Source organism: Bythopirellula superficialaquae (assembly GCF_059632245.1).
Genome location: NZ_CP197426.1, coordinates 2,123,360 through 2,148,359 on the forward strand (window position 1 = coordinate 2,123,360; position 25,000 = coordinate 2,148,359).

A 25,000-nucleotide genomic window follows, 5' to 3' on the forward strand; every position below is an offset into this window, starting at 1 on the left:
TGAGGGAGATAAGGCGAGAAGCAAAGTGCTGTGTCTCTATTTATTTTCCATAGATGCACAGAGGACGCAATGCACGCCCCGTTGAAAGATCGAGAATCGATTTTCATGTTTCACAATATTTGGAATAATTTCTGCGTTTTGATGTTAGTTTTCTCAGCAGGCTCGATAGCGTGCGCGCGAGAAACTTTTTTATTGGACTCTGATTGGCGATTTGCATTGGGAGAAAAACCGCAAGCCAACGCGCGGGATTTTGCAGACCAAAAATGGCGGGTTGTGAACTTGCCACATGATTGGAGCATCGAGGGGACGACCGACCCCGCTGCACCGAGTGCAGGAGATGGGGGGTATTTTCCTACGGGCGAAGGTTGGTATCGCCGTGCGATCGAAGCCAACCCTGAATGGCGGGGTAAGAAGATTTCATTGGAGTTTGCAGGCGTTACGCCAAAAGCCGAGGTTTGGCTCAACGGTGAGAAGCTTGGTAAGCATCACTATGCTTATACGCCTTTTCGATTTGATGTGACTGAACAGTTTCGATTCGACGAGCCGAATGTGCTTGCCGTGAGAGTGGATAATTCGCAGCAGCCGAATTCGCGGTGGTACACGGGGTCGGGAATTTACCGGCATGTTCGGCTGACTGTGACTGATCCTGTTCACATAGACCACGACACTCTGAGCATCTCGACGCGCGAGATCAGTGAAAAAGGAGCTACGGTCGATGTATCGTTGGCCTTGATCAATGATTCGGATTCGGCGCGAAATATTGACATCGATATCGAACTTGCGTGCCTCAACGGCAACTCCCAAAGTTCACACGAGAGCAGTGAGATACTCCAGCCGAAAGAAAGGCTGCTAGTTAAGCGAGAGTTGCAGATTTCCAAGCCTGAATTGTGGTCGCCGGATGAGCCTCATCTATATGGCGCTAACATACAAATTTCTGAGGACGGTGAAGCACTCGATGAGAGTCGAACCAAATTTGGTATTCGCATGGTTGTGATTAATGCTATGGACGGCCTGCTGCTGAATGGGCAACCGGTGGAACTCTGTGGTGCCTGTGTGCATCACGATAACGGTCCGTTGGGGGCTGCGGCGTTTGACTGCGCGGAAGAACGTCGCGTCGAGAAGCTCAAAGCCGCGGGATTCAATGCGATTCGCACGGCGCACAATCCTCCTTCAACGGCGTTTCTGGATGCGTGTGACCGGCTGGGGATGTTGGTGATCGACGAAGCCTTTGACGGTTGGGCGGCGGCGAAGAAGAAGCATGATTACAGCACGGTTTTCGCTGAGAAGTGGCAGCAGGACTTGCGGGCGATGATCGATCGCGACCGCAATCACCCGTCGGTGATTATGTGGAGCATCGGCAATGAAGTGTTTGAACGCGGCAAAGCCGAGGGGCGGCGTCTGGCTAGCGAACTTGCGGATTATGCTCGCAAGCTCGATCCCACACGTCCCGTGACGATTGCGCTCAATGGCTTAGAAAAGAATGAAGATTGGCCCCAGCTTGATCCGGTTTTTGATTCGCTCGACGTCGCTGGCTATAACTATCAAACGAATCAGCATCACGGCGATCACAAGCGAGTTCCCGAGCGGGTGATTTTTTGCAGCGAAACGTACGCCAACTCGGCCTTTGAAGGCTGGCAGGCATCGCACGATGAGCCGTATGTGATTGGCGATTTTGTTTGGTCGGGGATCGACTATCTCGGGGAGGCGGGAATCGGCCGCGTGTTTGCTCCAGACGAGAAAATGCACGAGTTTTGGGAAGAGTCGCAATTCCCTTGGCATGGCGGAGCGTGTGGCGATCTTGATTTGAACTGCGAGCGAAAGCCGTTGTCGCACTACCGTCAGATCTTGTGGGATCGTGGTGAGAAACTCTATGCGGCCGTGCAAGTCCCCGGGCCGGATAGTAAACCGTGGCAGATTTCCAAATGGGCTCATCCGCCGACGCAAGCCAGTTGGACTTGGCCAGGGCAAGAAGGCCAGGATTTAACTGTGGAAGTTTACTCGCGGTATCCGGCGGTGAGGTTGTACCTGAATGATAAACTGCTCGGCGAGAAGCCCACGACGCGAGAACAAGAGTACCGCACCGAGTTTCAAGTACCTTACGTTCCAGGCGTGCTGCGAGTTGTGGGGATTGAGGATGGTAAGGAGCCGGGAAGCTTTGAATTGAAGACAGCAGGTCCACCCGTCAAGATTCAACTCACGCCCGACCGCGACACGATTCAAGCCGATGGGCGAGATCTTTCGTTCTTAGAAGTTGAACTGTTGGATGAAGCGGGGACGTTGTGCCCTCATGCTGACAACGCTGTGGAGTATAAGATCGACGGCCCCGGCGAGATCATTGCCGTAGGCAGTGGCGATCTTCGCAGCGAAGAATCTTATCAAGCCAATCCGCGCAAATTGCACCAAGGGCGCAGCTTGCTTGTGGTGCGGTCCAAGCCGGAGCCGGGCGCGATCAGAATCACTGCGAAATCCCAAGGTTTACCCGAGGCGAACGTGGAGATTCGGTCGCAAGCAGCGCTGCCTGATTGAGCTTGCGATTTATGTGGAATGCGTTGCAAACCGACGCGGTATTGTGCTTGTCGTCAACTGATAAAATAAAATCTTGTCTCAGCAAAACTAAAAACGAGCAATCATGAGAAGTCTTTTCCCTCGGCGTTTGATCTTAGTCTGCATTTCATGTTGCGGCGTACTTGCTGCATCCAATGGTTACGCAATTCCTGAGAATCAACCGGGCATCGAGTCGGCTGAGTTCATTTACGAGTCGGCCCCCTTCCCTTCCTGTCATGCCGCCACGTTGGTAGAAACCAAAGAGGGTTTGCTTGCCGCGTGGTTTGGTGGGACGCACGAACGTCATCCCGACGTCGGAATTTGGACGGCCCGCTACCATGATGGCAAATGGAGCGAGCCGGTTGAAGTCGCCAACGGTGTGGAATCTGACGAACTGCGTTACCCGACTTGGAACCCGGTCTTGTTTCAACCACAAGCTGGCCCCGTGATGTTGTTCTACAAAGTCGGCCCAACGCCATCCGATTGGTGGGGCATGGTGATGACCTCCGAGGATGAAGGCAAAACTTGGTCCGAACCGACTCGTCTACCGGAGGACATTCTCGGCCCGATCAAGAACAAACCGATACAACTGGCGGATGGCACAATCATCTCGCCTTCAAGCACGGAGCACGACGGCTGGCGGGTCCATTTTGAAACGTCGACCGATGGCGGGAAGACGTGGCAAGCATCGCAAGCGGTGAATGACGGCGAAAAAATTCGCGCGATTCAGCCCAGCATCTTGCAGTACAACAACAATCGCTTACAAGCGTTGGGCCGTACTCGTTCGAGCGGCATCTTTCAGATTTGGTCGGAGGATGGGGGCAAGTCCTGGGGCGAGATGTCGCTGATTCCGCTACCCAACCCGAGTGCGGGGACAGATGCCGTCACGCTGGCCGATGGTCGGCAGTTGTTGGTTTACAATCACAACCCGAATTACAAAGGCCGCAGTCCGCTCAATGTTGCGGTTTCCGAGGACGGCGAAAATTGGCAGGCCGCACTCGTGCTCGAAGATGATAAAGGTGAGAACGGCTATTCTTACCCGGCTGTGATTCAAACTTCGGACGGTAAAGTTCATATCGCCTACACTTGGCGGCGAGAGCGGATCAAGCACGTGGTCGTCGATCCCGAGAAGCTTGAACTCCAGCCAATCATCGATGGGACTTGGCCCGGCAAGAAGCCTGGGCAATACTAAGTTCAACCTTCCCTTCCAGCCCACCCTACAGCAGACAAATTGCATGGCTCGCTCCGCATCGCTTGATTTTCACGGCATTATTCCCCCCGTCGTTACCCCGCTTTTAGATTCTGAGAGTCTGGACGAACAAGGGCTGGAGCGGCTGATCGAGCACTTGGTGACAGGCGGCGTGCATGGGCTGTTTATGTTGGGCACGAACGGTGAAGGGCCCTCGCTCGATGTCGATTTGCAGCGACAGTTGATCGAACGCACCTGTTTGTTGGTTGGTGATCGTTTGCCGGTGTTGATGGGGATTAGCAACACGTCGCTCAAGGAATCGCTCAAGGCGGCCAAAGTGGCCGTGGATAATGGCTGCGCGGCGGTCGTGTCGGCGGCTCCTTATTATTTGCCGTCCGACCAGTCAGAACTCATCGGCTATTTCCGCGAGCTCGCCCTCCGAGTTCCTTTGCCGTTAGTGCTGTATAATTTTCCCGCGCTCACTAAGGTTTCCATTGCTCCAGAAACGGTTGCTGTCTTGCTGGAAGAATCGAACATCGTGGGCATCAAAGATAGCTCGGGTGATCTCGATTACTTTGCCAAAGTTGTTGAGGTCGCCAAACAGCGGCCGGGATTTAGTTTGCTGGCGGGTAAGGAAGCCAACCTGTCGGATATTATTCGACTGGGTGGTCATGGCGGCGTGACCGGCGGGGCCAATGTGGCTCCGCGGTTGTTGGTAGGTTTGTACGAAGCGGCTGTTGTCAAAGATGCCGACCGCATGGCGAAATTGACAGAGCAAGTTGTCGCCCTAGGTAAGATTTATGCGGTGGCGGGCAATCGGTTTTCGTCGGGCGTGGCGGGGATCAAGATGGCCTTGGAAGCCCTCGGCATTTGTCGAAACGTACTTGCCCAGCCGATTCAACCCGTGACGGTGGAAGCTCAAGCCCAGGTCAAAGCGATACTTGATTCACTCGATCTTGCGTGACGCCCAGCGCGTTACGTCAGATGACTTTTCGTATTCTTATTCGTAAGAGGGAATTCGCGCGATGTCGGCGATCCGGTTCTTCGTACTTATTTTGAACGTATGTTGTGTTTGGGCTTCGTTGCTCGAAGCCGCCGAAGAGGAAATGGCGTGGCAGGTGACCAAGCCGCGCTGCGAATATGCCGTCGATCCGCTGGGGATCGATGTGGCCCAGCCACGATTGTACTGGCAGTTGGCGGGAAGTCGACGAGGGCAAAGCCAGTCGGCGTACCAAATTTTGGTGGCGAGTTCCGCGGATATCTTGGACGAAGATCGCGGCGATCTGTGGGACTCGGGCAAGCAAGATTCGGCCCAATCGACGCACGTGCTTTACGACGGGAAACCACTCAAGTCATCGCAGCAAGTGTTTTGGAAAGTGCGCGTTTGGGATGACAAGGATCAGCCCTCCCCGTGGAGCCCCGTCGCCACTTGGACGATGGGTGTGATTGGCGAGGATGATTGGAATGCCAAATGGATTGTCGCTCCCTGGCAGAGTGAATCAGTGCTGATGCGCCGCGAGTTTGAAGTGAAGCCCGGGTTCAAGCGCGCGATCGTTCACATGACGGGGCTGGGGCAATTTGAAATGTTTCTCAATGGCGAGAAAGTGGGCAGCAATCTTTTGTCGCCGGGTTGGACGAAATACAACCGCACGTGCCTGTATGAAACGCATGATATCACCGAAATGCTGCGGCAAGGGGATAACGCGATTGGATTAGCCTTGGGGGATGGCATGTACCACACCGAGCGCCGCAATCGGTTCAGTAAGTTTCAAGGGAGCTTTGGTCCCCAACGGGCGTACGGGCAGATTGAGATCGAATACGAGGACGGTACGCGCGAGGTAATCGGCACGGATGAAAGTTGGCGTGTGCATGCTGGGCCCGTGACCTACAACGATATCTTCGGCGGCGAAGATTACGATGCTCGTTTGCTTCAGACCGGTTGGGATAAGCCCGGTTTTAATGATCACAGTTGGGCCCATGCCGTAGAACTTGTGCGGCCTAGTGGAGTACTACGTGGGCAGACTTCAAGCGCCGAACCCCTCGGCGAGATTGAAATCATCGAGCCAGTGTCGATCACGCCATTGAGCGAAACTGTTGATGTGATCGATTTTGGGCAGAACGCTTCATACATGCCGCGAATTACCGTGACCGGACCCGCGGGGAGTATCGTGCGACTCACGCACGCTGAAGTAATAGATGACAAGGGTCAAATCAATCGTGGGACGTGCGGTGGGAATCGCGGTCCGGCGTGGTGGCAGTACACGAAGTCCACTGATGGCGAGGAAACTTGGTTCCCACAATTTTTTTATGCCGGCTGTCGATATTTGCAGTTAGATAAAATTCCTGTGGAAGAAGGTGGCGAGCTGCCTCAACTCGAAAACATCGAAGGGGTGGTGGTGCATTCGACGGCCGAGCCGGTCGGTAAGTTTTCTTGCTCGAACGAACTTTTGAATCGTATACGCACGTTGGTTCGTTGGGCGCAGCGGTCGAATATGGTCTCGGTGCTGACAGATTGTCCCCATCGGGAAAAGCTGGGCTGGCTCGAGCAGTATCATCTCAATGGCCCCGCAATTCGCTATGAGTTCGACGTGAACCGTATTCTCGCCAAGGGAATGCGCGATATGGCGGATTCACAAACCGACGAGGGACTCATTCCTAACATCGCCCCTGAGTACACCGTGTTTGACGGCACGTTCCGAGCGGCGGCGGAATGGGGGTGTGCCTTTATTGTCGTGCCTTGGCAGCAATATTTGTTCACGGGCGATACGGCGTTGCTGCGCGAGTATTACCCCGGCATGCAGAAGTACATGGATTATTTGGCCAGCAAGGCCAAGGATCATATCCTCGACGAGGGCCTTGGTGATTGGTACGACTTGGATGGCGAGGATCGGCCCGGACATGCCAAGCTGACTCCGCCCCCCATCACGGCCACGGCATTTTATTACTACGATGCCAAGCTGCTTGCGCAGATCGCCGAGTTACTTGGAAAAGATGAGGATGCCCAGAGGTATGCCAAGTTGGCCAATGAAATTCGCGCGGCTTGGCTGGCGAAGTTTCTTAACGAAGACGGAACCTACGGCACAAACTCGCAGTGTTCCAATGCTTTGGCACTGGTAATGGATTTGGTCGAACCGGCGGATCGAGAGAAAGTGTCGGCGGCGCTAGCGAAAGATGTGCGCGACCGTGGCAATGCCATGACAGCGGGTGATGTCGGTTTTCGCTATCTGTTACAAGGGCTAGCCCAAAGCGGCGATTCGGAAGTGATCTATGACATGATCAACCAAGACGAAAAACCCGGTTACGGATATCAGCTCAAGCAGGGGGCGACCGCCCTGACCGAGGCGTGGGATGCCAACCACAATGCCTCGCATAATCATTTTATGTTGGGCCACATCACCGAATGGTTTTATAAAGACTTGGTTGGCATTGATGCGGATCCCGAGAAGCCGGGGTTTGAGAACGTGGTGATCAAGCCAACGCCCGTGGGCGATCTGACTTGGGCCGAGGCGAGCTACGATTCTTTACGCGGGCCGATCAACTGCCGTTGGGATCGCGATGAGGAGGATTTTAAGTTGCGGATTGCCATTCCAGCGAATTCAACTGCCACCGTCTATCTCCCGGCTAGTGAATCGAGCAAAGATACCGAAAGCGGCAAACCGGTGGCCGAGAGCGAAGGCGTAAAGTTCTTGCGGCGCCAAGGCGATCGGAACGTCTATTCGGTGGGATCGGGAACTTACGAGTTTGAATCGAAGTTGTAACCCGACTCATTCAGGCAGTTCGCCGAAGTAGAATTTTACGCTTCCTGAGTATTCTCCTTGGCCGATGTTGGGTTGGCCTTGGGGGCCTGTCGTGGCGGCGGTTTTGAATTTGCTTCCCACGGGAGGTATGGCGTCGAGTAGGGCGATGCCACATTCGGGGAGTTTCAGTTTGGTTTCACCCTGAAGATCCTTGGGCGGGAAACTGGGCGTGAGCACTTGCACGAACGAATCAGGGTTCCCAGGCACAATCGTGATGGGGCCTTCGTCCGTTTCAAGCTGCAGCCACTGAACGCCGGAAAAACAGCCTTTGAACTCGGGATACTCCCAGCCCGCGTAGCCGGTGATGGTGTCGTTGAACTTGTTCTCCCAGACGTTCAAGCTCACACCATGTTGGCGATTCTTCCACACCCGGAAGGGCCCATTGCCGAGCCAACGCTTGCCGCGAACCAGTTTTTCGGGGTAATCGAACGTCACGCCGAAGTAAGGGTGTTCGCCAACGACGGGATAGATGTAGTTACAACTAACGCCGTTCTCGCCATGAAATCGCCAATTAATTAGGTTGAATCCTTCCTTGAACTCAGCCGTCACGATGATGCTATCCCCCTCCGATTTGTGCGTTAGAGATTTAAGAGTCCCCTTGCCGGTCGTTGCGATGGGGCCGTTGCTTAACGAGAATCGTTTACCATTGCGTTCAGCGCCGACGAGAAGGCCAGTTTTTTTGTCAATGGTAAATAGGCACTCGCCAGAAGTGATTTTGAGTTCGTTCTTGTGCTCAACTAGCTTTGGTTGCGGCAGTTGAGTTTGTTTTGGAATGCCCTGTTTTAGTGCGAGCGATTTTCCTGACCAATTCCAGGTCCACAGGTCACGGCCATACCCATCGCTAATCGTGATTGCGACTACATCGGCCTTGGTCGAGGATAACAAGGGCAGATCAAGTTTTAGTGTTCCTTGTTCACCGGGTGGAATGTCGGGGAGGTTTTGAGTTCCTTCTTCGATGATCTCAAATCCGGCTCCCTGTTCATTAGGCCGCTTAAATTTCCCCAACTGCCAAGTCAGTTTGCACTTTTCAGCATTCGTAAAGTCATAACGATTTTCGATTGTGAACGTGCTGTCGCCTTTGCGCTCCATCACGATGGGCGACCACAGTTCCTTGACCGTGTAAAAACTCGCTTCCCGCACACGGTAAGGACCAACGATGCCATCCGGCCCTTGGTTGCCGGCGCAATCGATGCTGCCGTCGGGGCCTTTGATCCCTTCGTCGAACAGTACCCACAGAAAAGCCCCCCCCAACAACGGGCTTTCGCGCATCATTTCCCAGTAGTCGGCGAGCCCTGCCCCGCTGCCGCCGTCGTACAATCCGTGCAGCATCTCGGTGGGCATATAGATGTACTTGTTGGGATCATTTAAGTCTTCCCATTCTTGGTAGACTTCGGTGGGTCCATGACGCGTAGGTGCGCCCTGACTGGCTACTTTGGCGCGGTCGAACTCCAAGTAGTGCGCCGTGTTGATGAAATTAAAGGCTTCCCAGGCATGCAGCACTTTGCGTTGCTGGGGGTCGTACTCATCGAATACTTCATCCAAGGCAACGTTAAATCCCCCTTCGTTGCCGTTATCCCAAAAGATCACGCTGGGATGATTCACGTCCCGCGTGACGAGCGATTTTACAAGCTTGCGGCCCACCTTGGTGTCGTAGTGCCAGTGCCAGCCCGCGAGTTCGTCGAGCACGTAGAGTCCGTGCTCATCGCACAGGTCGAGAAACTCCTGATCGGGCGGATAGTGTGACATCCGCACCGCGTTCATGTTCATATCTTTAATCGTGTTGATATCGAGCAAATGAACGTCTTTGCTCAAGCAGCGCCCGGAATCGGGCCAAGTCGAATGGCGATTGACCCCTTTAAGAATAACCCGCTGACCGTTCACGTAGATCCCGTCGCCGGGGCGGACTTCAATCGTGCGGAAGCCAAATCTCTGTTGGTAGCGATGCAACACCTCGTCGCCCTGCTTGAGTCGAAATTCCGCGAAGTAAAGGTCGGGAGTTTCCGCCGTCCATTGTCGAGGATTCTCGATTTGAGTCGATAAACGGGGCGAATCGTTTTTCACGTCATGCGAAAAAGGTTTTCCGATAGGGTTGCCATCAAGGTCGGTGATTTGAACTTCAACGCTTTGTGCGTCACCTGCACCGTTGATAAATACATCGGCGGAAAGATTGCCGTCGGCGTGGGCATTGATCGCGACACGTTCGATGAATTGTTGCGGCACGACTTCTAAATACACGGGGCGATAAATCCCACCGAAGACCCAGAAGTCAGCCGTGCGCTCGGCTTTGTTGACCGATTCGTTGGCCGAATGCTTGGCGACGTCGACTTCCAGCAGATTGCTTTGGCCGTATTTCAATAAGTCGGTGATCTCGTACTTGAAGCGATAAAACCCTCCTTGATGCGTCGGACCAGCCTGCTCGCCGTTGATTTTGACCGTCGTGTCGGTCATCGAGCCTTCAAATACGAGATAGACGCGATTCCCTTTCCACTTGTCAGGTGCAGCGAACTCGTATTCGTACAGCCCATGCTCTTCGAGCGCCGATTCGATGTCCTTCTTGTAATTGAGCATGCCAAAGCCGAGGACATCCCAATTCGAGGGGACCGGAATGGTCGTCCATTCGCCGGATTTCGCGCCGGTCGTGCATTTGAACTTCCAGGGGATCGTGTGATCTTTGTCGCGACCAGAAAGATAAACGCGCTCGGTTTCTTGAGACGACAAGATACTTGCGGCGCACAGACAAATCGCGAGGATCAGGCAAATAAGACTTGGAATTTTCATGCTGCTAGCCGTGGCTATTCGCTTACGAAGTGGTACGAGCCACTGCCGACTTGGAACACCGCGTGATCGGCCTCCATGCCAACAAGTTCAACCCCTTCGGCTTTGGCGGCAGGCTCGCCGCTTTCCTTTACGGAGTCCGCATTCGCTGCGGGAATGTAAACAGTCGCGGTGGTGTTGGCTGGCACGGTGATTTTCCAATCGAAGACGCCCTCTTTCTTCTCCCAATGGCTGGCGATCTTGCCATAAGGCGATAGATAGCTGGCCTTCGCAAACTTGAGGTCTCCCACGGGCTGTGGCCGCATGATGATATGCTTAAAAGCGGGTTGGGCTTCGTCGGGGCAGATTCCCGCGAGGTCTTCAAACAGCCAGATGACAAAATCACCCACGAGCATCACGTGGTTGCCGGAATTCATGGCCGGATCGGCCGTATCGCCGTTCCACAGTTCCCAAATGGTGGTCGCCCCCTTGGAAATCATGTAACCCCAGCTGGGGTAATCGGTTTGCGAGGCAATCGTGTAGGCAATATCTGAACGACCATTGTCGGCAAGCACACGGTTCAAGAACTGCCCACCAATGAGGCCCGTGCCGATGTGGCCTTTGGTTTGCACCATGATCTTCTCGACCAAGTGATTGAAAACCTTTTGCCGCATGTCATCGGGAACCAATCCAAAGTACAAGGGCAACACGCTCGAAGTTTGCGAGCCGTTGTCATAGTAGCCCTTTTCGCGATTGAGAAACTTGTTGTTAAACGCGGTCTTTGTTTGCTCGGCGAGTTGCTTAAATCGCTTGGCATCCTCTGGCTTGTCGAGCATTTGGGCGTAACGCTGCATGAGAGTCAGATCGTAGTACAAATACGAAGTCGCCAGTAGCGCCTTATCGGTGGCACGGGCTGGGTCTTTCGAGTGAATCAGCTTCGGGTCCTCGGGCGGTACACACCAATCACCATACTGATCGCGATCCGTGATGCCATCCTTGGTGAAGGTGAGCATGTAATCGATCCAGCGTTTGGCGCTGTCGTAGTGATCGGCGATGATTTGCTTATCACCAAACTGACGCAGCAACGTGTTGGGAATAATGACGGTGCTGCTCGGCCAGGTCACGTTGTCGGAGTAAATCGGCCAATGCGCGGGGCACACGTCGGGGACGCTGCCTGTCGGTTTTTGCGAATCTTCCATATCCTGCAGCCACTTCGCATACAGCGCGGCGTTGTCATAGATATATGTCTCGCCCCGCGATTCTTCGGAGCGATCCCCGAGCCAACCCTGGCGTTCGTCGCGTTGGGGGCAATCCGTGGGAATGCTGCGATAGTTGCCGCGAGTGCCCCACACGACGTTCTTATAGATTTGATTGATCAGCGGATTGGAGCATTCAAATTCGCCGATTTGCTGGACATCGTCATGAACAACGAGTCCTTCCAAGGAATCGAGCGTGGGTTTGCCGGGGAAGCCGGTGACTTCGACAAAGCGAAAGCCGTGGTAGGTAAACTTTGGTTCCCAGACTTCGGTCCCCTCGCCTTTCAGGGTGTAAATGTCGGTGACTTTCGCGCCGCGAATGTTGGCCAGATAGAGCTCGCCCTCGGGGGTCAATGTCTCGGCGTGACGAAGCTTGACCGACGTTCCCGCCGGCCCGCTGACCTTCAAGCGGCACCACCCGACTAGGTTTTGTCCCATGTCAAAAATGAAGACACCGGGGCGCGGTTCGGTGACCGCAATTGGTTTGAGGGTTTCGACAACGCGAATGGGGTCAATCGGTTCAGGAACCAACTCACCCGCTGGCACGACGGCATTCTCGGCGTTGAGATAGCGTGTGTCATCAAAGTCAGGCTGATCCCAGCCCGGCATTTCTTTGCGGGCGTCATACTCTTCACCGTCATATTCGTTGTTGGCGATGATCGGCCCATCGGTCGTAAGCTTCCACGAATTGTCACTGACGATTTCCGAAATGCTGCCATCCGTATGTTCGATGCGGAGTTCCAGCAGGAGCTTGGGATAACCAAAGTTGGTCATCGAGGCAAAGACGTCGCTGCGTGGGGAGTAGTACCGGCCATTGCCGAGGATCACGCCGAGCGCATTCTCACCTTCGTGCAGTGCTTTGGTGACGTCGTGTGTGACGTAAAGCGTTCGCTTGGGATATTCGGTTAGACCGGGCGATAAAACGGCATCGCCGATTCTTTCTCCATTGATGAAAAGCTCCGACAGGCCCAAGCCTGACATGCTGATCGTGGCGCGACGAATCGGTTTCTCGATGTCAAATTCTTTGCGAAGATAGCGGGCAGGCAGTCGACGATCCTCGGCATGACGGACCTCTCCCCAAGGATTCATGCCGACGGGGCCGACGACCATGGCGGCGGGCCATTTCTCGTCCGAAAAATCGAGGGCAAACCAGTCATCCACGGATTTATTGTTGGCTTTCCACTCGGCATCGGTGACGATCAGCAGCGGCTCGCCCTCAGTGAACTCCACTTTCAACCAAGCGACAAGCCCAGCGGGATTGGCGTTCTCTCCTTCATTTTTAGCCGAAACGGCGAGCACATTCTTGCCGAGTTCGAGGCGCTTGGTGACATCCATTTCTTTTGCCGAGCGATGGCCACTCCGGCTGCCGACATCGCGGCCGTTAAGAAAAATCGAGCAGCGATCATCGGCCGTGATCCGCAACGTGGCGCAGCGAATCGTGCGATCTTTGGGCACCTCAAAGGTCCGCCGGAAAAAGCGTTCCTCGGGAGGTGCTGATTCCGCGGGCTTACCTTCGGGGAACCAAATCCAATTCGTGTCGGTCAAAAATTCAATGCTGGGAAATTCTTCGCGGCCAATCCACTCACCATGCCAGTCGTTAGGTTGCAGCAGTCCCATGGACCAGTGTGCTACGTCGCTCCATGAGGAAGCTTTGCCCGCTTGATCCCAGACGCGCACTTTCCAGAAACATTCCTCATGCGACTTCAGCGGCTGGCCAGCATAAGAAACGAACAGCGATTGATCCGATTTCACTTCGCCACTATCCCACAGGTCACCTTCGTCGGCGTTGAGTTTTTCCCGCGAGCTGGCAACGAGAATTTGATAAGCCGATTGCGATTGGGCCCGTTTGTCGGAGGTGCTGTACCAACTGAGTCGTGGCTGCGCGGCATCGATTCCCAAAGGGTTGACAAGATGTTCGCATTCTAATCCCGTCACGGAAAGGTCGGCATAGGAATTCGTTGAAACCGCCGCCAGGCATCCCACAACAAGAAGGTGACAAAGGATGCGAACAAATTTTGTTGATTGAATCATGATAAACCGCCTGAATAGGTTAGCTCTCGTTGCGATTGGCCCGCTCGATGGCCACTGCCACAATAATGACCGCCCCTTTGACCACTTGTTGCCAAAACGGAGAAACTTCTAAAAGCACCATGCCGTTGTTCAATACCCCAATGATGAGACACCCCAGGACGGTCCCCCAAATGGAGCCCCGTCCGCCGGAAAGCGAGGTGCCGCCGATGACGACTGCCGCAATGGAATCGAGTTCGTAGCCCGTCCCCGCGTTGGGCGTCGCGGAATCGAGTCGCGCAGTGACTAATAATCCAGCCACCCCGGCGAGCATCCCCCCTAGAGCATAAACCATCAATTTGATTTTGGGGACATTGATGCCGCTAAGTTTTGCCGCACGCTCGTTGCCACCGATGGCATACAAATACCGGCCAAAGCGTGTGCGCTGCGTGACCACGATAAAGATGCCTACCAAGACCGCGGCGATGCACACCGGCATGGGTATCCCTAGAACGTAACCGGTGCCGAGTTTGCCGAAATCATCACCCAGACTCGTGATCGGAAATCCGCCGGTCCAAAGCATCGTCAGGCCGCGGGCAATACTGAGCATGCCGAGCGTGGCCACAAATGGTGGTAAGCGGAAACGCGTGATTGCGATGCCATTGCAAAGCCCCAGTGTTGTACCAACAACAAGCCCCGCAATGATTCCGCCTAATACCGTGAATTGCAATTGAACGCCGAAGCGGTCCAGTGTGATGCCGTTCTTCATCAGTCCAGCAGCAACAGCCCCCGCCAGCGCAAGCATCGATCCGACCGACAAATCGATGCCGCCGGAAAGGATGATCATGGTCATGCCAATCGACAGGCAAACATTGATCGAAATCTGCCGCAACACGTTGAGCGTGTTATCGACCGTCAGAAATCGATCCGTGGCAAGGCTCAATCCCAAGACCAGCAGAGAAAGCGCCAGCACGGACTGAAAGCGGACGGCCCATGATTTGAATTCACTCAGCGTCATGCACAGGCCTTTCCGGTGGGAAGTGCCGCGCGAAGAATGCATTCTTCGTTGGCATCAGCGCGAGTGAACTCCGCGGTTTTACGACCCTCGCTGAGCACGACGATCCGATCGGAGATCGCCAAGATTTCCGGCAATTCCGAGGAAACGACGATCACCCCCAATCCTTCCGCAGCGAGTTCATCAATAAGCGTGTAAATCTCGCGTTTGGAATTGATATCGATTCCGCGGGTGGGTTCGTCGAGCAGCAACACGCGGGGGTTAGTAGCGAGCCATTTCGAGAGCACGACTTTTTGTTGGTTGCCGCCACTGAGATTGCGAACCTGCTGGCGGAGCGACGGCGTCTTGAGTCGCAAACGGGTCGCATATTTTTCAGCGAGCCGTTGTTCTTTGGCGGAACTCAGAAAACCATAAGTTTCCGTCTGCTCAAGAGAAGCCATGCTGGCGTTCGCGGCCACGCTGAGTGGCAAGAACAGCCCTTCGAGTTTGCGATCTTCCGGAGCAAGGGCCAGACCAGCGGCAATCGCTGCAGCTGGTGAATCGATTCGTATTGGCTCACCATCGACAACAACTGAACCAGTCGTTGAATTGGAGTACAAGCCGAAAATTGCTTGGAGCAATTCGGTTCGCCCAGCTCCCATGAGACCAAACAAGCCCAGTACTTCGCCGCGGCGGACATGCAATGAAATCTCTTGCAAAAGAAATCGATCGTAATGTTGAGGATCGCGGACGGTGAGGTTCGTAATTCGCAGCACTTCGTCACCGAACTTGGTGGATGATTTCGGAAACTGGTCGGCAAGCTCTCGGCCTACCATGAGGCGCACCATTTCGTCGTGCGTGACTGACGCGAACGGCATGGAAGTGATGAATTCCCCGTCTCGGAGTACCGTGATGTCGTCGGCAATTTGCGGCAATTCGTCGAGCTTATGAGTGATGTAGATGATTCCCACACCGCTTCGTTTAAGCTCTGTGATAATACGAAAGAGCGCGGCCACTTCTTGCTCGGAGATCGCCGACGTCGGTTCATCCATGATGATCACGCGGGCATCGGTCGAGAGAGCTTTGGCGATTTCAACAACTTGCTGGGCACCAACACGCAAGCTTGAAATGAGAGCCCGTGGATCGACCTTCAGCTCCAGACGTTCGAGCAAATTAACCGCCATGCGATTCATGGCTTTGCGGTCGACAAAACCCAACGGCGTGAGCGGCTCGCGGCCAAGGAAAATATTCTCGGCCACGCTCAAGTAAGGAATGAGATTGAGCTCTTGATGGATAATCGAGATGCCGGCGTCGGTGGCTTCACGCGGCGTTCGAAATGCAATGGGCTTCCCATCGAGCAACAGCTCACCAGCATCCGCAGAAAACACGCCTGACAGGATATTCATGAAGGTCGATTTGCCGGCACCGTTCTCTCCCAGCACCGCGTTGAGTCGTCCCGCATGCACGGTGATCTGCACGTCGTGCAGCGCGCGTACGCCAGGGAATGATTTGCAGATTCCCTGAGCTGCAAGCAGCGGTGGTGGCGAAGCGTCGACGGTCATTCGGGAACTTCCACCTGCAAGGGGATCACGGTGAGAGGCAGAATTTTTTTGTTCGACGCACGGACTTCGGCGCAGCCGACAAAGCGAATCTTTGCGCCGACTTGGGCTTGTTTTTTGAGTTCGAGCTGAACTTGCTCTTCTACAATTCGGTTCAATTGTTTGGAGATGGCATTGAAGTCTTGTGAATTGGCGAATTTGCCGGCAACCAATTGCCCGGTCGCATCGCGAACTGTATTGCCAAAGAGTAAGCCCGTTTTCAAGACGATATCGGGGCTATCAGTAATCTTGAGATGCACCCCTGATTTGTCGATCGAAGTTACGGTTCCTGTGCCTCGCAAGAAGTAAAAATAAACGCGGCCGAGGCCCACCGATTTACCAAAAGTCTTGCGGGCCATTTCAGGGTCGTTCTGAATCGCGGGAATCAGTTCCGCGGCGTCGGTGGCTTGCTCGAAACTGGGGACGAGTTGCTTGGTCCAAAAGTCCATCGCAAAAGGCTTCGCGTCGAACTTCTGACTGGTGTTCGCCGCGGCCACCTGCTCCAGCGGCACGATACGAAACAGCGGAAACCAATATGTGAGCGCCAGGCCGATGAGAACGACACCCGGCACAACGAATCGGCGTTTCAGACTTGGCCCAGGCATATTGCTCAGTCTTCCTTCAGGCCGAAGTTGGCGTAGTCGTCGACGTTGTCAGGTGTAACGAGCTCGACGTCGACCGGAATCTTTTGAGGAAAGTCGCGTTTCCCTTTCAAATACTCGTCAGCGAATTCCGCCGCTTGGATCGCCATCAGCTTGGGGAACTGCATGCAGGTGGCCGCGACTTTGCCTTCTTTGATCAGTCGGACCACGTCGTCGGAGCCGTCGAAACCAAACACTTTGATTTCATCCTGACGATTAGCCGCGGCAATCGCCTGATACGCTCCCATGGCCATGACGTCGTTGGCGCAAAAGACGGCGTCGATTTTGGGATTGGCTTGCAGAATCGATTCCATGACTTCCAGCGCACGGCCTTGATCGAAATCGGCCGACTGCTGGGCCACCATTTTTAATCCTTCAAAGCGATCGACCACACTGTGAAAACCTTTCGAGCGATTCCAAGTATTATTGTCGCCCGAGGTCCCCATCAATTCGACCCAATTGCCGTCTTCACCGATAACGCTCACGAAATACTCGCCGAGCGCGACGCAGCCGGAATAACTGTCGGAAAGAATCTGCGACGTGGCGGCATCGGTCGCGTTGATTTCGCGGTCGATGCAGAACACAGGGATCCCGGCCTCTTTGGCACGTCGAACGCTGGCAATTGAGCCGTCGGCATCGGTGCAATTGAACAGGACCGCTTTGTAACCGGCGGCAATCAAATCTTCGAAGTGCGAGCTCTCCTTGGCCGTGTCGCTTTGCGAATCAAAAATCGTGGCGTCGTAGCCTAGCTCTTCACAGCGTTTTTTGGCTGCATCAGTAAGTACCACAAACCAAGGGTTGTTAAGCGTGGAAACAATGATGGCGATCTTTTCTTTTTCGCCCGCTTTTGGTTCCGCGTCGACAGTTTGGGCGGGTTGCTCTTTTTCCGGAGGGGCTTGGCTGCACCCGCTGATCCAGGGGACGGTTGTGACAATAAGTAAACTAAGAAGAGTTTTGAACATGGAATTCCTATCCTGTGCTTCAATTGAAAATTTTTATAGCAATCGCCCCACTGCAGTATGCCAGCCAGCAAGGGAGCGCTCGACTTCCGCCGCATCGCGATTGGGCCGATAAGTTTTGATTTCGCGTGGCAGATCGGCTAGATCCGTGAGCGACGTATGGATTCCCAAGCCAAGCATTCCCGCGGAGACAGCTCCCAGCGCCGACGACTCCGGCGTGTTAGTCGTGACAAGTTCGCGTTCAATCATATCAGCCGTGAACTGCATAAGGAACTCATTGCAGGTCGGCCCGCCGTCGGCGAACAAAATTTGCGGGGGGATACCACTCTCCTGCTGCATCATGTCGAGCACGTCTCGAAGCTGATAACTGATTGATTCCAGAGCAGCTCGCACCACGTGAGCTTTGCGAGTATGCCCCGTCATGCCAAAAATCGCGGCCTGGGCATCCGGTTTCCAATGTGGCGCGCTCAAACCGGCAAAGGCGGGTACCAGATAAACGCCGCCGTTGTCTTCAACTTCCGTGGCAAGCGGCTCGCACTCAGCCAAGTCGCCAATCAATTGCAATTGATCGCGGAGCCAGGTCAGCGTTGCCGAAGAATAGTTAATGAGACCTTCCAGGGCATAAGTTGGCTTGCCGTTCAAAACCCAGGCCAATGCCAACACTGAACCGCCGTTGGTAACTTTTGATTCCTGGCCAACATTGAGCAACACGGATGTGCCGGTGCCGAACGTGGCTTTGGCCATGCCTGGCTCGTAGCAGCGTTGAGCGAACAACGAAGCTTGCGAGTCGCCCATGATCCCGCAAATGGGAACGCTCTGAGGCAAATTTTCTGCGGCATTGGTTTCGTCAAACTTAGCGGAACAATCGCGCACTTCCGGGAGAGCCTTGAGTGGCACGCCAAACAGCTCACAAAGTTCTGCGTCCCAAGCGAGCTTGTGGACATCGTAAAGCAGCGTGCGGCTGGCGTTGGTGTGGTCTGTGGCAAAAACTTGGCCGTTGGTCAGACGATAAATCAGATAGACATCGATCGTGCCGACGAGCGCGTGGCCATTCTGAACGGCGGTGGCGACATCTGCTCGCTCACGCAACAGCCAAGCAATTTTTGAAGCAGGAAAATAGGTATCGAGCTTCAAGCCCGTGCGAGCTTGAACCATCGGTTCGTGACCAGCAGCGGTGAATTCTTTACAGATCCCGTCGCCACGGCGACACTGCCATACGATCGCATTGTGCAGTGGTTTACCAGTCTGGCGATCAAAGACGACAAAGGTTTCGCGCTGATTGGTGATGCTCAGCCCCGCGAGTTCACCAAGGGCTGATTGATGTCGCGCGGTGAGTTCGGCAATCACGGCGAGAACATTCTGCCAGATTTCCTCGGCATCGTGTTCGACCCAACCGCTCTGAGGATAAATCTGGCGATGCTCGCGTGCTACCTTGTCGACGATGCGGCCATTTTGATCGAACAAGATGGCTTTGGTGGCCGACGTGCTTTGATCGATGCCGAGGATGAGAGTCATCTTGCCGCTCCCGACCGCTTTAAAAGCGATTGGGCAGCCGCGGCAAGCCCTTCCATCGAGAGACCATAATGACGGAAGATATCGGCTTGAGCACCCGTGACGGTATCTTCGTCGGGAATTCCGACAATTTTCATCGGAACAGCAACGCCCGCCTGCATCAGCACCGCGGCGCACGCTTCACCCAATCCGCCATGAACGGAATGCTCTTCCGCGGTGACAATCGCACGGCAATTTTGGCCGGCATCAATGATCGCTGCCTCATCTAGCGGTTTGATGGTGTGCATACTGATAACGCGACAATTCAGTCCCTGCTCGGCAAGTTTTTCAGCCGCAAGGAGACAGTGGATAACCGTTTCGCCCGTGCCGATGAATGCGATGTCGTTGCCTTCTCGCAACGTGATGGACTGGCCGACTTCAAACTTTGTTGCCGCGGTGTGCAGATCGTACATGGCCGCTTTGCCGAAGCGCACGAAGATGGGGTGCTTGGCTTCGGCTGCGGCGCGGATGGATTCGCGAGTTTCAAAATTATCTGCTGGCAACAAGATTGTCAGGTTATGAATGGCTCGCAGTGCCGCGAGATCGTGCAGCGAATGATGTGTACTGCCGAGCGCGCCGTAGCTCACGCCCGCACTGATACCCACAAGCGTGGCGGGAACATCCGAATAGCAAACATCGTTCTTGATTTGTTCGAGCGACCGCGCGGTCAGAAAGCAGGCGGGGGAAACTCCAAACGATTTCTTGCCCGCCGCAGCGAGTCCCGCCGTGATGCCCACGAGATTTTGCTCGGCGATGCCGACTTCGACGATTTGCTTGGGCAAGGCTTTGCCAAATGGGCCCAGTTTCCCGGACCCACGCGAGTCACTGGTGACAGCGATGATGTTGGGATTCTCGCGAGCCAATTCTTCGAGTGTCGCGGCGAACTCTTCGAGATTCGCGCGGCCTTTTTTCAGGCCCAAGCGTGCAATAACTTGCTGGGCTTCCGGCGAAAACATCGATGGGGCAGGTGCGCTCATAGGGCCTCGCCCACGAGCGTTTGCTCGGCTGCGGTCAACTCGCTTTGAGCCAGCTCGTACTGTTCCGCAGAGGGAACTCCATGATGCCAACTCACGACGTTCTCCATAAAGCTCACGCCCCTGCCCTTCACCGTATTGGCGATGATCATGGTCGGTTTGCCAATTTGGGGTGGATCCGTGAGGGCGTCGGTCAGTTCGGCGAAGTCATGGCCATTCACACTGACGACATGCCAACCAAAGGCGGCAAATTTCTCGTCGAGCGGCTCGTTGCTGCACACGTCGCGCGTATGGCCGGTGATTTGCAGCGTGTTGTGATCGAGAATCGCCACCAAGTTATCGAGCTTGTAGTGGGCAGCGGCCATGGCGGCTTCCCAGTTGGAACCCTCGGCCATCTCACCGTCACCGAGCAGCGTAAACACGCGGTACTTGGCCACATCGAGCTTGCCCGCGATGGCCATGCCGACACAAATCGGGAGTCCATGTCCTAATGCGCCCGTATTCATTTCGATGCCCGGAACCTTGCGCGTGGGATGGCCCACGTATGGCGATTGATAGTGGCAAAGTGTTTGAAGTTCTGCTTCTGGAAAAAAACCTTGATCGGCGAGGACGACATACAAGGCCTCGACCGAATGACCTTTGCTTTGAATGTATCGATCACGGTCGGGGGATTCAAAATTCCGTGGCGAGACGTTCATCACGCGGTTGTAAAGCACATTGAGGATATCAACGCACGACAAGCTGCCGCCGGTGTGGCCAGCGCCGGCTTCGGTGATGTATCGCAGAATCTTCTGGCGATATTGAATCGATTTGAGTTGGAGTTCGTGATCGGTCATTGTTTAACAGTTGGCCTTGCCGTGGTAATAGGTTTCCCAGCCCAAGTAGTTGTTAAAGGCTTCAGCAAGAATGTCGGCGGAATGAGAGTTCGTCATGACCACGTGATGCTCGAAGCCCTCGCGGCAAACGTAGCGCAGCAAATCTTGCAGCCGCGGTACGTGAGCCACGGCCCGCGTGCCAAAGGTATTCAGCTCGTCGTCGGTGAGTTCTCCTTCACCAACGTAAGCGCGAATTTTGCCGTCGCAATCCGCCGTGGAAAGGCGGCCGTAGGTTAGTGGACCCGCGGGAGTGCGGCCTTCGAGCGCGCCATACGTGTTCTCCACGCCCAGCGTGCTGCCGAGGATCGGCGCGGTGGCGATTTTGATATCAGGGAGAAAACTCTTGGCCCAGTTGCCGCAATGGAACAGCGTGCATTTGTCTTCGTCATCGCCGTAGTTATTGTTCCAGTCGACAAGTGCCGCGGGTGATTTCGCAGCCAGCTGCATGGCGTACATCGTGAGCACGCCCAGCACGTCGACTTCACACGCGCTAGGGAGAAAATTCTCGCTCATCATGCTCATCAGCGTGCAGACATTGCAGCCGAGATTTTGTTGCACCGAAGTCCAACATTGAATCGCGGTCGCGTCGATGGCATTGAGTTTCATCCAGTTTTCCAAGACAACGCCCAGCTTCGCCATTTGCAGCAGTTTTTCGGAGGGAACATTCGGCGCGGGAGCATAGTCGGTGATCGCCTTGAGCTTGGCAATCACCGCGGCATCGCCGTCGGTAAGCTGCTCAACTTGGGCAATCAACTCCGACAAATCGACGGTGGTGACGCTCACGCCGTGGCGTTCGAGAATCTTTTCGCTGAAGCGGACAGTATTGAAAGCACCGGGACGCGCGCCGACAGCTCCTAGACGAACGCCTCGTAAACCGTTTACAACCCGGCAGACGCCGAGGAATTTTGCCAGGTCCTGTTTAAAATCGTCCGACGTGGGCGACGTGACATGCTTGTGGGTGAGCGAGAACTTGATGCCCGCCTGCACGAGGTTGTTGCAAACCGAGATCTTGCCACAAAAGCCATCACGTCGACGCGAAACGCCCAGCTGATTAAGATCGTCAGGATAGGCTTGCACCAACACGGGGACATTCAAATCGGCGAGCTTGAGAACTTCGGCCACCCCTTTTTCGTCGCCGAAGTTGGGGAGCGTCACCAGCACACCATCGATTTCGTCGCGATGACGCCGAAAGAGGTCCGCGCATCGGCGTGCCTCGGCATGGGTTTCCACGCCGCCGAGTTTGGTTTCCTCGGGCGAAACCCAAATCGGCCGGATGTTGTATCTCTCGAAGAGAGCAGTCAGATCGGCGCGAGCTTCTGACACCAACTGATCGGGAAAAAAATCCCGGTTGCCGACGATCACTCCGAGAGTGGTTGTTGAATTCTTCATGCTCAGTCCTTTTGATCGTGCGCCAGTTCCAGTCCGGTGATCTTTAGCGCTAAGGCAAACTCCGTCGGACGTTCGGCGGGAAGTTCCACGGCGAGGCCTTGTTCGGTTTGTTCCCAATCGAGCTGGCCTTCATGGCCCAAAAGTTGAACGCCATCAACCTTCCCGGCGGAAGCGGGTAGCGACTTCACGAGCAACTTACCGTCCTCGGGCCATGCCAGGGCAATCGCATATAAGGCGCCGTCTTTGGTGGTGAAGCGAAGGTCTTCTCCTGTGTAAGCTTTGCGTTCGGTGTCGGTGAACGAGCCGCCTACGTCGAGTGTTGGGCCTTCACCAAATTTGTGCCAAGGCCGTGTGCCATAGATGGCTTCGCCGTTGACGTTGAGCCAAGCACCGATGTCCCGAAGCATTTGCTGTTCGGTCTCGGGAATCGCGCCGTCGGCTTTCGGCCCGATGTTCAAAAGCAAGGCCCCGTTCTTGCTCACCACGTCGATCAGGTCGTCGATGATGCTGTCGACTTCCTTGTATTCGTGGTTCGTGACGTAACCCCAAGAGTTTTTGGATACCGAAGTGCACGTTTGCCAAAAGTCGGGGCGAATTTCCGCGGCGCGGCCACGTTCGATATCGAACACACCCGTGCCATCGGGAAATGAGCGACCCTCCCATTCCTTGAAATCGATGGCGACTTCCTTGTTCCATTCCTTACCGCGGTTGTAGTAGTAGGCCGCGAATTTTTGCAAGTAAGGTTGGAAGACAGGCTGGCAGATCCACCAATCGAAGTAGATCACTTCGGGCTGGTATTTATCGACGATCTCGCAGGTACGCAGCAGCCAGTCATCGAGAAACTGCTGATCAGGCATCTCGGCGTGAGTTTCGGCGACTCGTTTGTTGCTCGCCGGGCCATAAAGGCTGCTATTCTTAGCGTCGAGTACGTCGGAGTCGATATACATCCCTTGATCAAAGAACCACCAATGCTCCGCGCGATGGGATGAAGCGCCAAACACGATGTCCTGATCGCGTAGCGCTTCGGCGAGGTCGCCAATCACGTCGCGTTCGGGGCCCTTTTTGACGGCGGTCCACTCGGTGAATTCGCTGTCGTACATCGGAAAACCATCGTGATGCTCCGCCACGGGAATCACATATTTCACGCCAGCTTCGTGAAACAGCTTAGCCCACTCCTGCGGATCAAACTTTTCGGCTTTGAACAGCGGAATAAAATCTTTGTAGCCAAACTCCGCCTGCGAGCCGTACTTCTCGACGTGATGCGCGAATTCGGGCGTCCCTTTGAAATACATATTGCGGGGATACCATTCGCTGCCAAACGCCGGCACGCTATAAGGTCCCCAATGAATGAAGAGGCCGAGTTTTCCTTCGCGGAGCCAATTGGGCGTTTGAAATTTGCCGAGGGATTCCCAGTTGGGTTGAAACGGGCCTTGCTCGGCGACTTTGTCGATCGCGGCAATGCGTTTAGCGGTTTCTTCTTTCGAGAGCGCCGGTTCCACGGGAAGACGCACGTCGCGAATTTGTTCGCTGCCAACTCGCAGCAGATAAACAAGTTCTTTGCGTGAAATTTCGAGCACCGTGCCATGCTTGTGGCCCGGTGGAAAAGAAACCTCATTGGAAATATCAGTGAAGCTATTGAAATCTTGGGTCTTAGCAGCACCATAGGTGCCGCCGCGATAGGCGTCGTAATAGATGATCCAATCATCGCCGATTTTGATTGTCGAGGGGCCTTCGGTGAAATCGGCCGTGAACGCAGGAGAAATATCTTTCCAAGGACCGAGCGGAGACTTTCCAAACGCCACGCGCAGATTCCGTTCGGGTCGCGAATTGTCTTTCAAAATCAGCACATACCGTTCGCCGTCTTTGACGATCTGGCAATCGATGACATTGAAATTGGGGTCGAGGAACAACTTTGTGGGAGCGAACGTCTTGAAATCGCGCGTCGTTGTGTAGTACATCCGCTGGTTGTTATCGCGTTCTTCGCCGTTCTCCGGAAAGCGGCCGGGGATGGTCGAAGCCCAACAGATGATGAATTGCTTTTCTTTATCATCATAAAACAGCTCCGGTGCCCAGACGTTAACCGTGGTCGGCTCGTGTTTCATCACGGGGATGAATTGTTGCGGCGACCAATGGACCAAGTCCTTGGAACTTGAGTAGCCAAAGCCCTGATCTTTTTGCCAGCCGGTGGTCCAGACAAGATGATAGACGCCGTCGGGGCCGCGCAGCAGGCTCGGATCGCGCATCAACTGGCTGTCGCCCACGAGCGGCTTCAAAAATGTGCCGGGGACATTGCTCCACTTGTAGCCATCGAAGCTGTAAAGAAATTGCAACCCGTCTTCGCCGTTGCCGCGGAAGGAGGTGGAAAGATAAACGTTTTCAGGCACCGCATTCCTCTTGACCGACTCCGCGCAAAGCGCCGGCAAGCACGAGCCAATCAGAAAAACAAGCGTTAAACCCAATCGCGCGATCATC

General features: G+C 54.7%; 15 protein-coding genes. 4 read left to right on the plus strand and 11 right to left on the minus strand.

Going from position 1 to position 25,000, the window contains the following annotated elements:
- The first annotated feature begins 141 nt into the window (after positions 1–141).
- The 4 genes from SH678x_RS08700 to SH678x_RS08715 all read left to right on the plus strand — a co-directional run bounded on the left by SH678x_RS08700 (position 142) and on the right by SH678x_RS08715 (position 7,491).
- A complete protein-coding gene (locus SH678x_RS08700; RefSeq protein WP_496923064.1) occupies positions 142–2,526 on the plus strand; it encodes a glycoside hydrolase family 2 TIM barrel-domain containing protein in 2,385 nt (794 codons plus the stop codon).
- Positions 2,527–2,629: 103 nt separating this feature from the next.
- Positions 2,630–3,736 carry a sialidase family protein gene (locus SH678x_RS08705; protein ID WP_496922508.1) on the plus strand — a complete coding sequence of 369 codons (1,107 nt, stop codon included), beginning with the start codon at positions 2,630–2,632 and terminating at the stop codon, positions 3,734–3,736.
- Between the two features lie 43 nt (positions 3,737–3,779).
- Positions 3,780–4,697, plus strand: a complete 918-nt coding sequence (locus tag SH678x_RS08710; protein ID WP_496922509.1) for a dihydrodipicolinate synthase family protein — start codon at positions 3,780–3,782, stop codon at positions 4,695–4,697.
- Positions 4,698–4,758: 61 nt separating this feature from the next.
- On the plus strand, positions 4,759–7,491 hold the full coding sequence (locus tag SH678x_RS08715) for a family 78 glycoside hydrolase catalytic domain (RefSeq protein ID WP_496922510.1): 2,733 nt from the start codon (positions 4,759–4,761) through the stop codon (positions 7,489–7,491).
- Positions 7,492–7,497: 6 nt separating this feature from the next.
- Here SH678x_RS08715 and SH678x_RS08720 read toward each other — a convergent pair whose 3' ends face one another.
- From SH678x_RS08720 to SH678x_RS08770, 11 genes are read right to left on the minus strand one after another with little or no spacing between them, the layout of a single operon-like run.
- On the minus strand, positions 7,498–10,308 hold the full coding sequence (locus SH678x_RS08720; RefSeq protein WP_496922511.1) for a glycoside hydrolase family 2 TIM barrel-domain containing protein: 2,811 nt from the start codon (positions 10,306–10,308) through the stop codon (positions 7,498–7,500).
- Positions 10,309–10,322: 14 nt separating this feature from the next.
- Positions 10,323–13,571: a glycoside hydrolase family 78 protein gene (locus tag SH678x_RS08725; RefSeq protein WP_496922512.1), complete on the minus strand. Its 3,249-nt coding sequence runs from the start codon at positions 13,569–13,571 to the stop codon at positions 10,323–10,325.
- A 19-nt stretch (positions 13,572–13,590) separates the two neighbouring features.
- Positions 13,591–14,565 (minus strand): ABC transporter permease, encoded by a 975-nt coding sequence (locus SH678x_RS08730; protein WP_496922513.1) that lies wholly within the window; start codon positions 14,563–14,565, stop codon positions 13,591–13,593.
- A complete protein-coding gene (locus SH678x_RS08735) occupies positions 14,562–16,103 on the minus strand; it encodes a sugar ABC transporter ATP-binding protein (protein ID WP_496922514.1) in 1,542 nt (513 codons plus the stop codon). Before SH678x_RS08735 ends, SH678x_RS08730 begins: the two co-directional genes overlap by 4 nt.
- Positions 16,100–16,744, minus strand: coding sequence for a DUF2291 family protein (locus SH678x_RS08740; RefSeq protein ID WP_496922515.1), 645 nt, complete (start codon positions 16,742–16,744; stop codon positions 16,100–16,102). The genes SH678x_RS08735 and SH678x_RS08740 overlap by 4 nt, the downstream gene beginning before the upstream one ends.
- A 5-nt stretch (positions 16,745–16,749) precedes the next feature.
- On the minus strand, positions 16,750–17,742 hold the full coding sequence (locus tag SH678x_RS08745) for a D-ribose ABC transporter substrate-binding protein (protein WP_496922516.1): 993 nt from the start codon (positions 17,740–17,742) through the stop codon (positions 16,750–16,752).
- 33 nt (positions 17,743–17,775) lie between these two features.
- Positions 17,776–19,254 (minus strand): FGGY family carbohydrate kinase, encoded by a 1,479-nt coding sequence (locus SH678x_RS08750; RefSeq protein WP_496922517.1) that lies wholly within the window; start codon positions 19,252–19,254, stop codon positions 17,776–17,778.
- Positions 19,251–20,267: a transketolase family protein gene (locus SH678x_RS08755; protein WP_496922518.1), complete on the minus strand. Its 1,017-nt coding sequence runs from the start codon at positions 20,265–20,267 to the stop codon at positions 19,251–19,253. The genes SH678x_RS08750 and SH678x_RS08755 overlap by 4 nt, the downstream gene beginning before the upstream one ends.
- A complete protein-coding gene (locus tag SH678x_RS08760) occupies positions 20,264–21,100 on the minus strand; it encodes a transketolase (RefSeq protein WP_496922519.1) in 837 nt (278 codons plus the stop codon). Before SH678x_RS08760 ends, SH678x_RS08755 begins: the two co-directional genes overlap by 4 nt.
- A gap of 3 nt (positions 21,101–21,103) precedes the next feature.
- Entirely contained in the window at positions 21,104–22,528 is a 1,425-nt protein-coding gene (locus SH678x_RS08765; RefSeq protein WP_496922520.1) for an L-fucose/L-arabinose isomerase family protein, read from the minus strand.
- A 2-nt stretch (positions 22,529–22,530) separates the two neighbouring features.
- Complete coding sequence (locus SH678x_RS08770) at positions 22,531–24,912, minus strand: alpha-L-fucosidase (RefSeq protein ID WP_496922521.1); 2,382 nt, start codon at positions 24,910–24,912, stop codon at positions 22,531–22,533.
- Positions 24,913–25,000 lie beyond the last annotated feature (88 nt).